General features: G+C 72.3%; 13 protein-coding genes. 8 read left to right on the top strand and 5 right to left on the bottom strand.

Annotation, left to right across the window (positions count from 1 at the left end):
- Window position 1 precedes the first annotated feature (1 nt).
- From AB0B83_RS06830 to rny, 5 genes are all read left to right on the top strand, one after another.
- Entirely contained in the window at window positions 2-202 is a 201-nt protein-coding gene (locus tag AB0B83_RS06830; RefSeq protein WP_121395993.1) for a DUF3046 domain-containing protein, read from the top strand.
- A gap of 184 nt (window positions 203-386) precedes the next feature.
- The gene (gene recA / locus AB0B83_RS06825) at window positions 387-1,433 is read left to right on the top strand and encodes a recombinase RecA (RefSeq protein WP_089001435.1); all 1,047 of its coding nucleotides are present in this window, start codon (window positions 387-389) and stop codon (window positions 1,431-1,433) included.
- Window positions 1,434-1,447: 14 nt separating this feature from the next.
- The gene (locus tag AB0B83_RS06820) at window positions 1,448-2,143 is read left to right on the top strand and encodes a regulatory protein RecX (protein WP_357577346.1); all 696 of its coding nucleotides are present in this window, start codon (window positions 1,448-1,450) and stop codon (window positions 2,141-2,143) included.
- Between the two features lie 181 nt (window positions 2,144-2,324).
- Window positions 2,325-3,083, top strand: a complete 759-nt coding sequence (locus AB0B83_RS06815; RefSeq protein WP_357577345.1) for a 3-keto-5-aminohexanoate cleavage protein — start codon at window positions 2,325-2,327, stop codon at window positions 3,081-3,083.
- Window positions 3,084-3,762: 679 nt separating this feature from the next.
- Complete coding sequence (rny, locus tag AB0B83_RS06810; protein ID WP_357577344.1) at window positions 3,763-5,529, top strand: ribonuclease Y; 1,767 nt, start codon at window positions 3,763-3,765, stop codon at window positions 5,527-5,529.
- 59 nt (window positions 5,530-5,588) lie between these two features.
- On the opposite strand, the gene AB0B83_RS06805 is transcribed toward rny, so the two are convergent.
- From AB0B83_RS06805 to AB0B83_RS06790, 4 genes are read right to left on the bottom strand one after another with little or no spacing between them, the layout of a single operon-like run.
- Entirely contained in the window at window positions 5,589-6,554 is a 966-nt protein-coding gene (locus tag AB0B83_RS06805; protein WP_357577343.1) for an amino acid ABC transporter permease, read from the bottom strand.
- Window positions 6,551-7,258 (bottom strand): amino acid ABC transporter permease, encoded by a 708-nt coding sequence (locus AB0B83_RS06800; RefSeq protein WP_357577342.1) that lies wholly within the window; start codon window positions 7,256-7,258, stop codon window positions 6,551-6,553. Before AB0B83_RS06800 ends, AB0B83_RS06805 begins: the two co-directional genes overlap by 4 nt.
- Window positions 7,259-7,299: 41 nt before the next feature.
- Window positions 7,300-8,178 carry a glutamate ABC transporter substrate-binding protein gene (locus tag AB0B83_RS06795; RefSeq protein WP_357577341.1) on the bottom strand — a complete coding sequence of 293 codons (879 nt, stop codon included), beginning with the start codon at window positions 8,176-8,178 and terminating at the stop codon, window positions 7,300-7,302.
- Window positions 8,179-8,236: 58 nt separating this feature from the next.
- A complete protein-coding gene (locus tag AB0B83_RS06790; RefSeq protein ID WP_089001428.1) occupies window positions 8,237-8,992 on the bottom strand; it encodes an amino acid ABC transporter ATP-binding protein in 756 nt (251 codons plus the stop codon).
- 190 nt (window positions 8,993-9,182) lie between these two features.
- Between AB0B83_RS06790 and selD the strand changes: the two genes are divergently transcribed.
- Window positions 9,183-10,172 carry a selenide, water dikinase SelD gene (selD, locus tag AB0B83_RS06785; protein WP_357577340.1) on the top strand — a complete coding sequence of 330 codons (990 nt, stop codon included), beginning with the start codon at window positions 9,183-9,185 and terminating at the stop codon, window positions 10,170-10,172.
- 239 nt (window positions 10,173-10,411) lie between these two features.
- Window positions 10,412-10,891, top strand: a complete 480-nt coding sequence (locus AB0B83_RS06780; protein WP_132232940.1) for a hypothetical protein — start codon at window positions 10,412-10,414, stop codon at window positions 10,889-10,891.
- A gap of 149 nt (window positions 10,892-11,040) precedes the next feature.
- Here the strand turns inward: AB0B83_RS06780 and AB0B83_RS06775 are convergent, their stop codons facing one another.
- Entirely contained in the window at window positions 11,041-11,271 is a 231-nt protein-coding gene (locus AB0B83_RS06775) for a DUF2277 family protein (RefSeq protein ID WP_151453952.1), read from the bottom strand.
- A gap of 51 nt (window positions 11,272-11,322) precedes the next feature.
- Here AB0B83_RS06775 and miaB point away from each other — a divergent pair, with 51 nt between their 5' ends.
- Window positions 11,323-12,822 carry a tRNA (N6-isopentenyl adenosine(37)-C2)-methylthiotransferase MiaB gene (gene miaB, locus AB0B83_RS06770; RefSeq protein WP_357577339.1) on the top strand — a complete coding sequence of 500 codons (1,500 nt, stop codon included), beginning with the start codon at window positions 11,323-11,325 and terminating at the stop codon, window positions 12,820-12,822.
- Window positions 12,823-12,835: the final 13 nt, after the last annotated feature.

Below are 12,835 nucleotides of genomic sequence, written 5' to 3'. Positions count from 1 at the left end.
CGTGCGGCTGACCGACTTCTGGTCCCGGCTGGAGGAGGCCTTCGGGCCCGGCTACGCGGGCAGCATCGCCCGCGACCAGGTGCTCTCGCAGCTCGGTGGGCGGACCATCGAGCAGGCCCTGGCGTCGGGTGAGCAGACCCACGTGGTGTGGCGGGCGGTCTGCGCCGCCTATCCCGACCGGGTGCCCGCGCGGCTACGCTGAGCAGCCGTTTCGTGGCTTCCGCGTGTCGCTTGTCGCCTCGTACACCTGTTCGGCTATTGTCCACAGCGGGGTGCTTGTCCACAGCTCACGGCCGGTCGGCTGGTTTTCTGTCGGACCCAGCGCCTAGCGTGTCCGCGTGACGCGAAGCTCAGGAAAGACGCCGGCGAAGGCAGGGGTGGCAAACATGGCCGCAGGGCCCGACCGGGAGAAGGCACTCGACCTTGCTCTCGCTCAGATCGACAAGCAGTTCGGCAAGGGTTCGGTGATGCGGCTGGGAGAGCGGCCGGTCGTCCAGACGTCGGTGATTCCGACGGGTTCGATCGCGCTCGACGTGGCGCTCGGCGTGGGCGGTCTGCCCCGGGGCCGGGTCGTCGAGATCTACGGTCCGGAGTCCAGCGGTAAGACCACGGTGGCCCTGCACGCGGTGGCCAACGCCCAGCGGGCCGGCGGCATCGCCGCCTTCGTCGACGCCGAGCACGCGCTCGACCCGGAATACGCCAAGGCCCTCGGCGTCGACACCGACGCCCTGCTGGTCTCCCAGCCGGACACCGGCGAGCAGGCGCTGGAGATCACGGACATGCTGGTCCGCTCCGGCGCGATCGACATCATCGTCATCGACTCGGTGGCCGCGCTGGTGCCGCGCGCCGAGATCGAGGGCGAGATGGGCGACAGCCACGTGGGTCTGCAGGCCCGGCTGATGAGCCAGGCGCTGCGGAAGATCACCGGTGTGCTCAACAACACCGGCACCACGGCGATCTTCATCAACCAGCTCCGCGAGAAGATCGGCGTGATGTTCGGCAGCCCCGAGACCACCACGGGTGGTCGGGCGCTGAAGTTCTACGCCTCTGTCCGGCTCGACGTGCGCCGCATCGAGAGCCTCAAGGACGGCACCGACGTGGTCGGCAACCGCACCCGGGTCAAGGTCGTGAAGAACAAGGTCGCCGCGCCGTTCAAGCAGGCCGAGTTCGACATCATGTACGGCAAGGGCATCTCCCGCGAGGGCTCGCTGATCGACGTCGGCGTGGAGCAGGCGATCATCCGCAAGTCCGGCGCCTGGTACACCTACGACGGCGACCAGCTGGGCCAGGGCAAGGAGAAGGCCCGCGAGTTCCTCCGGGAGAACCCGGACGTCGCCGCCGAGATCGAGAAGAAGATCCTGGAGAAGCTCGGCGTCGGGGTCGGCGCGGGTGACGCCGCCGGTGGCCCGGAGCTGCCGCCGGTCGACTTCTGACCGGTCCCTGACCAGTGGCAGGACGACGCGCCCGCACCGGGCGGGGCTGGGATGCCAGCCCCGCCCGCGCGGGTGACGACAGCGCGCGCCGGCCCCGTCGGGCCTGGCGCGGCCGTACCGACGACACCGACCCCGAGGCGCCCCCGGCCCCGCCGCGCGACGAGGCCGAGCTGGCGCGGGAGATCTGCCTGCGCCAGCTGTCCGTCCGGCCCCGCACCCGGGCCGAGCTGGCCGGGGCGCTGGCGAAGCGGGGCGTCTCCGACGAGGTCTCGGCGGAGGTGCTCGACCGCTACGACGAGGTCGGCATCATCGACGACGCCGCGTTCGCCCGGGCCTGGGTGGCCAGCCGGCACTCCGGCCGGGGCCTGGCCCGCCGGGCACTCGCCAACGAGCTGCGCCAGCGCGGGGTGGACGGCGAGGTCGCGAGCGAGGCCCTCGGGGAGCTGGACGAGGAGACCGAGGCCGAGACCGCCCGCGCCCTGGTCGAGCGGAAGCTGCGCACCGCCCGGGGCGAGCCGGACGCGGTCTTCCGGCGGCTGGTGGCCATGCTGGCCCGCAAGGGCTACCCGCCGGGCGTGGCGATCCGGGCGGTGAAGGACGCCCTCGCCGCGCAGAGCGCCGAGGCGGCCGAGTTCGCCGAGCAGATCGACGCCGACGCGCTCGCCGACGCCGAGGGCGAGCTGGAGCGGGACAACCGCTCCCCCGGGTGAGTGGAGCACCGGGCCGGAAAGGCCGCTGCTGAAGGCGCGTCGCGACGGGCCGCTGAGCCCGGCGGTGGGGCCCGTGTCGGAGGCGTGGCGGCAGGGCCGCAGGCCCGGCGGTGGGACCCCGTGCAGGGGGCGCGTCGCGACGGAGCGCTGAGCCCGGCGGTGGGGCCCGTGTCGGAGGCGTGTGTCGGCAGGGCCGCGGGCCCGGCGGTGGGCGGGGGGAGACTTCGTGTTGAAGGCGTGCCTCAACGGGGCCCGAGGGCGTGCCGAGCATCCGGCGGTGCCGGTCACCCCGGCCGAGTTGGCGGCCGACGCGGCCCGCTGCGCGGGGCTCGGCGCAGGGGCGGTGCACGTACATCCCCGGGACGCCGCCGGCCGCGAGTCCCTGCACCCACTGGTGGTCGCCGCCGCGCTGGACGCGATCCGGGCCGCCCGACCGGGGCTGCCGGTGGGGGTGAGCACCGGGGCCTGGATCGAGGCGCAGCCGGCCGCCCGGGTGGCCGCGGTCCGGGCCTGGACCGTGCTGCCCGACTTCGCCTCGGTCAACGCTCACGAGCCGGGCGCGGAGGCGGTGGCGACGGCGCTGCACGAGCGCGGCGTCATGGTCGAGGCGGGGCTCTGGACGGTCGACGCGGTCGGGGCGTACGCGCGGTGGCGGGTGCCGGCCGGGCGGATCCTGATCGAGTGCATGGCCGAGGACCGGGCGGTGGCGCTCGCGGACGCCGACGCGATGCTGGCCGCGCTGCCCTCCCCTGCGGCCGGGAGACCGCCGGTCCTGCTGCATGCCGAGGGGCCGGCGACCTGGCCGGTGCTGGCCGAGGCGGTGCGCCGGGGCCTGCACAGCCGCGTCGGGCTGGAGGACACGCTGTCGCTGCCCGACGGCTCGCCCGCGCCCGACAACGCCGCACTCGTGGCGGCGGCACTGGCGGCGGGCGCCCGCTGACCCACCCGACCGGGGGAGTGGTGCCCTCGTGGGCTCCGGCGAGCGTCGCGGCGTGGAGGGCTGCGTCACAGCCGGTCGGCCGTGCCCCGGCGGGTACGCGTACGGCCGCCGGGTGGCGCGTCGGCGGGCGCGTACGGGCCGCCCTGCTGAGCAGGGCCGACGCGCCGCGCGACCCGGTCCGCAGCCGTTTTGTCCGCCGGTGTCCGGGCGTGCATCAGCGTTGCGTGACGCGGCAACTTCTCTCCGTTCGGGGGGTTTGATCATGAGTTCTTGACCGGAGCCCCCCGGGAGACCTAGCCTCGCCATACAGGCTCACATTGCCCGACCAAGCGCAGGCTAAGCGCACAACATAGATCGCGTAACGGAACAGCATCACTTTGGCCGATCCGATCGGCCATTGGCGGCAGCTTCGGACTGGCCGGTCCGACGCTGGCGCGACAACTGCACCCGGCCGTCGGCGATGCTCCCGCGTGGGCACCGCCGACGGAAGCTACCCCACGGCCAGTCGCTCCGGTCGGGCGTCCACAGCCGCAGGGTGCGTGCCCATCGGCACGGTCGCTGCGGTCCCGACGTTCAGGGGAGGCGGCCATGGCGAGGCGGCGCAGTTCCACCGGGGTCCCGACATGAGCGGGCCGGTCGGGCCGGGCCCTGTGGCCATCGGGCGGAGCGGGGCGCCGGCATGAGCGGGTTCGACATCGTGATCCTCGCCGTGGTGCTGGTCCTGACCGTCGTCGTGCTCGGGGCGGTGCTGCTCGGCGTACGGGCGCTGCGCCGGTTCGGTGCGGCACCGGCGCCAGAGGACCCCGCCTTCATCGCCGAGAAGGACCGGCAGGAGCAGTCCCTCGCGGCCCTGCGTACCGCCGCCGACGAGGCCAACAGCACGATCGACGTGGCGAAGTCCGCCGCCGCGGCGGCCCGCACCGAGGCCGCCGCCGCGAAGGCCGAGGCGAAGGCGGCCCGGGCGGAGGCCCGCCGGGTGCTCGACGACGCCCGGGCGGAGGCCGACACCGTCCTGGAGCGGGCCCACAAGCAGGCCGAGGCCGACGCGGAGCAGTTGCGGGCCACCGCCCGGCGCAGCGGCGAGCGGGAGGTCGCGGTGCTCGCCGCCACCACCCGGGAGCAGGCCGCCGAGGTGGACCGGCGGGCGGCCCGGATGGACGAGCGCGAGCGGCTGCACACCGAGGAGGTGGAGCGCCTCGCCGAGCGGGAACGGCAGCTCACCGCCGCCAGCGCGGCCCTGTCGGCCCGCGAGGCCGCCCTCGTCCAGCGCGAGGCCGAGCTGGCCGAGGCGGAGGAGCAGCGGCGCCGCGAGCTGGAGCGGGTCGCCGGCCTCACCGCCGACGCGGCCCGGGCGGAGCTGATCGAGGCGATCGAGGTCCAGGCCAAGCGGGAGGCCGCGCTGCTGGTCCGCGACATCGAGTCCGACGCCCGCGGCACCGCCGAGCAGCGCGCCCGGCACATCGTCGTCGACGCCATCCAGCGGGTCGCCAGCGAGCAGACCGCGGAGAGCGTGGTCAGCGTCCTGCACCTGCCCGGCGACGAGATGAAGGGGCGGATCATCGGCCGGGAGGGCCGCAACATCCGCGCCTTCGAGTCGGTCACCGGCGTGAACCTGATCATCGACGACACCCCCGAGGCGGTGCTGCTCTCCTGCTTCGACCCGGTGCGCCGGGAGGTCGGGCGACTGACCCTGGAGAAGCTGGTCCTGGACGGGCGGATCCACCCGCACCGCATCGAGGAGGTCTACGACCTCGCCCGGCACGAGGTGGAGGAGCTCTGCCAGCGGGCCGCCGAGGACGCCCTGGTCGAGGTCGGCATCACCGAGATCCACCCGGAGCTGGTCACCCTGCTCGGCCGGCTGCGCTACCGGACGTCGTACGGGCAGAACGTGCTCAAGCACCTGGTGGAGACCGCGCACATCGCCGGCATCATGGCCGCCGAGTTGCGGCTGGACGTGCCGATCATCAAGCGCTCGGCGTTCCTGCACGACATCGGCAAGGCGCTCACGCACGAGGTGGAGGGCAGCCACGCCATCATCGGCGCCGACCTCGCCCGCAAGTACGGCGAGAACGAGGACGTCGTGCACGCCATCGAGGCGCACCACAACGAGGTGCCGCCGCAGACCATCGAGGCCGTCCTCACCCAGGCGTCCGACGCCTGCTCGGGCGGCCGGCCGGGGGCCCGGCGGGAGAGCCTCGAGGCGTACGTCAAGCGGCTGGAGCGGATCGAGGAGATCGCGGCCGGCAAGCTCGGCGTGGAGAAGGTCTTCGCCATGCAGGCCGGCCGGGAGATCCGGGTGATGGTCAAGCCGGACGACGTCGACGACATCGGCGCCGCCGTGCTGGCCCGGGACGTGGCCAAGCAGATCGAGGAGGAGCTGACCTACCCCGGTCAGATCCGGGTCACCGTGGTCCGCGAGTCCCGGGTCACCGAGATCGCCCGCTGACGGCGTCAACACGAAGGGCCGGCCCGATCATCGGGCCGGCCCCTCGTCGTGCGTCGCGGTCAGGCGCCGCCGGTGCCCTCCGCCTGCGCGGTGAGCGCGGCCGGGGGCGGCTTCTGGGCCGGGGTGCCGGCGGTCTTGCGGCCCCGGGAGAGCCGGTGCTGGACGTACTGGGCCAGCTTCGACAGCGCGTAGTTCACCACGATGAACATGACCGCGATCACGACGTAGACCTGGATCGGGTTGTCCAGCACGCCGATGATCTGCTTGCCGATGTTCAGGGTCTCCTCGTAGCTGATGATGAAGCCCAGCGAGGTGTCCTTGAGCACGACGACGAGCTGGCTGATCAGCGCCGGCAGCATGATCCGGAACGCCTGCGGCAGCAGGATCATCCGGGTGGTCTGCGCCGGGGAGAGCCCGATCGCGGCAGCCGCCTCGGCCTGCCCGCCGGGCAGGCCCTCCATGCCGGAGCGGAGGATCTCGGCGATCACCACCGAGTTGTAGATGGTCAGGCCGATGACCAGGTACCACAGCGTGTCGAACGAGACGCCGAACTCGGGGAAGCCGCGGGCCACGAAAAAGATCGTGATGACCACGGGCAGGCCCCGGAACACCTCGACGCAGACGCGGGTGACCGCCGACAGCATCGTGCTCAGCCCACGCAGCAGGTACGCCAGCGGCGTCGCGAGCCCGGTGAAGCGGCGCTGGGTCAGGCTCTTGAGCTGGATCCGCAGCACCGCGAGCAGGGTGCCGACCACAAGCGAGGAGACGATCGCGAGGGCGGCGGCGGTCAGCGTGTTCTTGAAGCCGAGGCCGATCCGGTCCCACACCAGCGAGAAGTTCTCGTTGGAGGGGTCGATCAGCGGCCCCCAGAGCTCCATCGAGAACTGGCCCTTGTCGTCCAGCGGACGGTAGACCAGGAGGTACGCGGCGGCGAGCAGCAGCACCGTCGCCACCACGCTGCCGATCAGCGTGAGCCGGCGCTGCCGGGGGCCGGGGACGTCGTAGAGGACGCTCTGCTGGCTCATCGGGCCACCGCCTGCCGCTTCTCGATCCGGTCGAGGAGCGCGCCGAGGGGGACGGTCATGATCAGATATCCGATCGAGATGCCGATGGCGACGGGGACGAAGGCGTAGCCCTCGGCCGAGGTGAGCTGGTCGGCGGTCTGCGAGAGGTCGCCGACCACGCCGAAGAAGCCGACGAGCGCCGAGTTCTTGATCATCGCGATGATCACCGACCCGAGCGGCACCACCGAGGCCTTCCAGGACTGCGGCAGCACCACGTACCGCAGGTTCTGGCCGAAGGTCAGGCCCAGCGACCGGGCGGCCTCCGCCTGGCCGGCGGGTACGGCGTTCACGCCGGAGCGCAGCGCCTCGCAGACGAACGCCGCGGTGTAGAGCACCAGGGCGATCAGCGCGAAGCGGAAGTACGGCAGATCGGTGTCGAGGCGGCTGAACACCGCTTCCAGGCCGGGGATGCGCAGGAAGTCGGCGTTGGAGCCGAGCGCCGGCAGGCCGAACGCGGCGAAGAACATCACCACGGTCAGCGGCATGTTGCGGAACACGTTCACGTAGCCGGTGCCGACCGCCCGCAGCGGCGGCACCGGGGAGATCCGCAGCACCGCCAGGACGGCGCCCAGGATCAGGGCGCCGATCGCGGCGAGTACGCAGATCTGGAGGGTGAGCCAGAAACCACCCGCGAAGACGTCGAACTTGTCGATGAGCACACTCACGGGCCGGTCTTCCTCCCCACCCTCCAGATCAACGGATCAGCTCAGTAGCGGTTGACGGTCGGCGCGCTGCCGAGCTCGGCGCCGAACTTGCCGGCGGTGTCGTCCCAGGCCTTCTTCCAGCTGCCGTCGGCGAACGCCTTCTCCAGCGTGTCGTTGACGAAGTTGCGGAAGTCGGTGTCCTCCTTCTTCACCCCGAGGCCGTACGGCTCCTTGGTGAAGTTCTCGCCGGCCAGCTTGAACGACGCCTCGTCCTTGGCGATGTAGCCGAGCAGGATCACGTTGTCCGTGGTGACGGCGTCGACCTGGCCGCCCTTGAGGGCGTCGCGGCACTTGTCGTAGGTGTCGAAGAGCACCAGCTGGGTGGCGACGTCCTTGACGTGCTTCTTGATCTCCTCGGCCGGCGTGGAGCCGGTGACCGAGCAGACCTTCTTGGTGCCGTCCTTGAACGAGTCCGGCCCGGTGATGGCGGCCTCGTCCTTCTTCACCATGATGTTCTGGCCGGCCTCGTAGTACGGCCCGGCGAACGCGATGCGCTCCTTGCGCTTGTCGTTGATCGTGTAGGTGGCGGCGACCAGGTCGACCGTGCCGTTCACGATCACGTCCTCGCGGACCTTCGAGGGGGCCTCGACCCACTCGATCTTGTCCTCGGGGATGCCCAGCTCCTTGACGATGATCTTCGCGACCTCGACGTCGAAGCCCTCCGGCTTGCCGGACAGGCCCTTCTGGCCGAAGCCGGGCTGGTCGAACTTCGTGCCGATCTTGATGGCCTGGGCCTTGTTGAGGCGCTCCATCGTGCTGCCGGCGGCGAAGGACTTGCTGCCGGCGCCGGTGCCCTCGTCGGCGTCGTCGCCACCGCAGGCGGTCATACCGAGCGCCAGGGTGGCGGCCGCCGCGAGCGCCGCTACGCGCGTGATACGCATACACTTCTCCTTCTTCGACGGAACCCGCCGGGGGACGGCGCGCTCCAGGTACGGACGCCTAGTGCGTGAGGATCTTGGACAGGAAGTCCTTGGCGCGCTCGCTGCGCGGGTTGGCGAAGAACTCGGCCGGCGGCGCGTCCTCGACCAGCTGGCCGTCGGCCATGAAGATGACGCGGTTCGCCGCGTGCCGGGCGAAGCCCATCTCGTGGGTCACCACGACCATGGTCATGCCCTCGCTGGCCAGCGACGTCATCACGTCCAGCACCTCGCCGACCATCTCCGGGTCCAGCGCGCTGGTCGGCTCGTCGAAGAGCATCGCCTTGGGCTGCATGGCCAGCGCCCGGGCGATCGCCACCCGCTGCTGCTGGCCGCCGGAGAGCTGGGCCGGGAACTTGTCGGCCTGGTTGGCGATGCCCACCCGGTCCAGCAGGGCCAGGCCGCGCTCGCGCGCCGCCGCCGGCTTCTCCTTGCGGACCTTGACCGGCCCGAGGGTGACGTTCTCGAGGATCGTCTTGTGCGCGAAGAGGTTGAACGACTGGAACACCATGCCGACCTCGCTGCGCAGCTTCGCCAGCGCCTTGCCCTCGGCCGGCAGCGGCTGTCCGTCGAAGGTGATCGTGCCGGAGTTGATCGGTTCGAGGCGGTTGATGGTGCGGCACAGCGTCGACTTGCCGGAGCCCGACGGGCCGATCACCACGACCACCTCGCCGCGCCCGACCGACAGCGAGACGTCGTCCAGCACGTGCAGCGGCCCGAACCACTTGTTGACCGAGTCCAGCACGATGAGCGGTTCGCCCGTCGTCACGTCGTTCACCGTCCCTGTCGTCGCGCGGGGTCGGGTGACCCCCGGTTGGGCAACTGTAGGCGGGGGGATGTGGCGGGACGCAACTCAGTTGGTCACGGAGCGATAACACCAGTTCAGAACGGGGTCAAGAGTCCGACTTTGACCGCGATCGGGGCCCGCCGGTTGCCATCGGATGGAGCTGTTCGGCGATCATCTGGGGATGACCGAACCGGTACGGCTCACCCGGTACGCCCGGGGCGGCGGCTGCGCGTGCAAGATCCCCCCGGGGGAGCTGGAGACCATGGTCGCCGGGCTCGGCCCGGCCACCGGCACCGCCGAGCTGCTCGTCGGGCTCGATCACGGCGACGACGCCGCGGTGGTCCGGCTCGACGAGCGCACCGGCCTGGTCACCACTGCCGACTTCTTCACCCCGGTCGTCGACGACGCGTACGACTGGGGGCGCATCGCCGCGACGAACGCCCTCTCCGACGTGTACGCCATGGGCGGCACCCCCCTCGTCGCGCTCAACCTGCTCTGCTGGCCGCGCGACGTGCTGCCGCTGGAGCTGGCCCGGGAGGTGCTGCGCGGCGGGCAGGACGTGGCCCGCGACGCCGGCTGCCACCTCGCCGGCGGGCACAGCGTCGACGACGAGGGCCCCAAGTACGGGCTGGCCGTCACCGGCGTGGTCCGGCCGGAGGAGCTGATCACCCTGGACGCCGGACGGGCGGGGCTGCCGCTGTCGCTGACCAAGCCGCTCGGCGTCGGGGTGCTCAACACCCGGCACAAGGCCACCGGCGAGAGCTTCCCCGAGGCGGTCGCCGCGATGACCACCCTCAACCGCGACGCGGCGCGGGCCGCGGTGGCGGCCGGCGTCCGCTGCGGCACCGACGTGACCGGCTTCGGTCTGCTCGGGCACGCGTCCAAGCTGGCCCGGGCGAGCCGCCTGACGGTGGCGATCGACGCATCCCGGGTGCCCTACCTGGCCGGCGCCCGCGAGGCGGCACGCGACGGGCACGTCAGCGGCGGCAGCCGGCGCAACCTGGAGTGGGTCACCCCGTGGACCGACTTCGGCGGTGTCAGCGAGGAGGAGCGGCTGCTGCTGGCCGACGCGCAGACCTCGGGCGGGCTGCTGGTCGCCGGCGAACTGCCGGGCGCCACCGTGATCGGCGAGCTGCTGCCACCGGGGGAGCACCGCGTGGTCGTGCGCTGAGGGCGGAGTCGCTGGCCGCCGACGCGGCGGCCGGGCCGCCCGGCGTGTGGCGTCCGGATCGGGCCACCGTACCCGATAAACTGTCATCTTTCCGCTACTCGGAGCAACGGCGCTCGGGAAATTTTGCCCGGAATGGTCACAGACCGGTAACTTGCCCCCGGCTGAGGTCATATGCACCCCACCATCGTCAGTAAGGCCCGATCCGGAGGCCGGTGGGACGAGCACAGCGAGGAGGCGGCATGACCGAGCTGTGGAACTGGAGAATCGAGCAGGTGCGGCCGGTGGAGGTCTACCCGGCACTGGCCGAGGCGCTCGGCCGGGTGGTGATGCCCCTGGCGGCGGCGGACCCCGCCCGCCTGCCGACGTACGCGGTGATCTGCGACGTCTGGCAGGCGCCGGGGGAGTTCGCCACGATCGTGGACTGCTACGGGGTGCCCGAAGGGCTCTCCGAGCACGGCAGCATCGCCACGCTGGCGCGGCTGCTGGACCGCAACTGCCTGCTGCGCGACGACACGCTGGACGCCGGGCGGCACCTGCTCGTCGCGCCCGACGGCACGATCCGGCCGGTGCACTTCGACGTCCGGGAGACCGACGACGGCGAGGTGCTCGCCGACCAGCGGCTGTGCACCGACGCCGACCCCCGCTGTCGCGGCTGGTCGCAGTGCCACCGCTCGCGCTGGGCGCCGGACTCGGTGCTCCCGGCGCTCGCCGCCGCCTGACCCGGCGCACCCGCTGCCGGCCCCCGTGCCGGCACGGCGGAGGCAGCCCGGAAGCCGGCCGGTGGCAGGAGCTCGGAAGCCGGCCGGCGGAAGCAGCCCGGGAGCCGGGCCGGCGGGGGTGAGGCCCCCGTCCCGGCCCGGCGGCGGGATCAGCTCGCCGGGCTGGTGGAGCGGCCGCCGCGTACCTCCAGCTCGGCGAGCAGGGTCGCGGTGGCCGCGGCGACGGCGGCGACCGCCGCGTCGAAGGCCGCGGCGTTGTGGGCGGCGGGTTTGCGGAAACCCGAGATCTTTCGGACGTACTGCAACGCCGCCGCGTCGACGTCGCCCGGGGTCACCTCGGCGACGTACGGCTCACGAAGGGTCTTGATGCTCCGGCACACGGCTCCTCCTCGTTAATTCCGGTCGGTGGGCCCGGATACGCTGTCCGGGTCATGACTACCGCAGCGGCGAGCAGCCCGCGCACCTATCAGGTGCGCACCTACGGCTGCCAGATGAACGTGCACGACTCCGAGCGCATCTCCGGCCTGCTGGAGCAGGCGGGCTACGTGCGTGCCGCCGAAGCCGACGACGACCCGGACGTGGTGGTGTTCAACACCTGCGCCGTCCGGGAGAACGCCGACAACCGGCTCTACGGCAACCTCGGTCACCTGCGCCCCGTCAAGGCCAGGCACCCGGGGATGCAGATCGCCGTGGGTGGCTGCCTGGCCCAGAAGGACCGGGGCGAGATCGTCCGCAAGGCGCCCTGGGTCGACGTGGTGTTCGGCACGCACAACATCGGGTCGCTGCCGGTGCTGCTGGAGCGGGCCCGGCACAACACGGCGGCCGAGGTGGAGATCCTCGAGTCCCTCGACGTCTTTCCCTCGACGCTGCCCACCCGGCGCGAGTCCACGTACGCGGGCTGGGTGTCGATCTCCGTCGGCTGCAACAACACCTGCACGTTCTGCATCGTGCCCTCTCTGCGGGGCAAGGAGAAGGACCGCCGCCCCGGCGACATCCTCTCCGAGGTCCGCGCCCTGGTCGACGAGGGCGTGCTGGAGGTGACCCTGCTCGGGCAGAACGTCAACTCCTACGGCGTGGAGTTCGGCGACCGGCTGGCCTTCGGCAAGCTGCTGCGCGCCTGCGGCGACATCGAGGGGCTGGAGCGGGTGCGGTTCACCAGCCCGCACCCGAAGGACTTCACCGACGACGTGATCGCCGCGATGGCCGAGACGCCCAACGTCTGCCACTCGCTGCACATGCCGCTCCAGTCCGGCTCCGACGACGTGTTGCGCGCGATGCGCCGCTCCTACCGGGCCGACCGCTACCTGGGCATCATCGAGAAGGTCCGGGCGGCGATGCCGGACGCGGCGATCACCACCGACATCATCGTCGGGTTCCCCGGCGAGACCGACGCCGACTTCGAGCGCACCCTCGACGTGGTGCGCGAGGCCCGGTTCTCCTCGGCGTTCACCTTCCAGTACTCCAAGCGCCCTGGCACGCCGGCCGCCACCATGGACGGTCAGCTGCCCAAGCAGGTCGTGCAGGAGCGCTACGAGCGGCTGATCGCCTGCGTGGAGGAGATCACCTGGGCGGAGAACAAGAAGCTGGTGGGGGAGACCGTCGAGGTGCTGGTCGCCGTCGGCGAGGGGCGCAAGGACGAGCGCACGGGTCGGATGTCCGGCCGCGCCCGCGACGGCCGCCTGGTCCACTTCGACGCGGGCTCGTACGCCGGGCGGATCCGGCCCGGCGACGTCGTGCACACCACCATCACCTACGCCGCACCGCACCACCTCAACGCCGACGGCGAGCCGCTGTCGCACCGGCGCACCCGGGCCGGCGACGCGGCCGAGGCGGGGCGCGCTCCGCGTACGCCGGGGGTGCTGCTCGGGCTGCCCACGATCGGCGCGCCGGCCGCGGCGCCCGCGCCGACGACCGGCTGCGCCGCGCCCTGACCCGCGACCGGCC

Source organism: Micromonospora sp. NPDC049060, assembly GCF_040649055.1.
Classification (GTDB): domain Bacteria; phylum Actinomycetota; class Actinomycetes; order Mycobacteriales; family Micromonosporaceae; genus Micromonospora; species Micromonospora reichwaldensis.
Note: the sequence above shows the minus strand (reverse complement) of the source record. Positions and strands in the feature narration are given on the sequence as shown.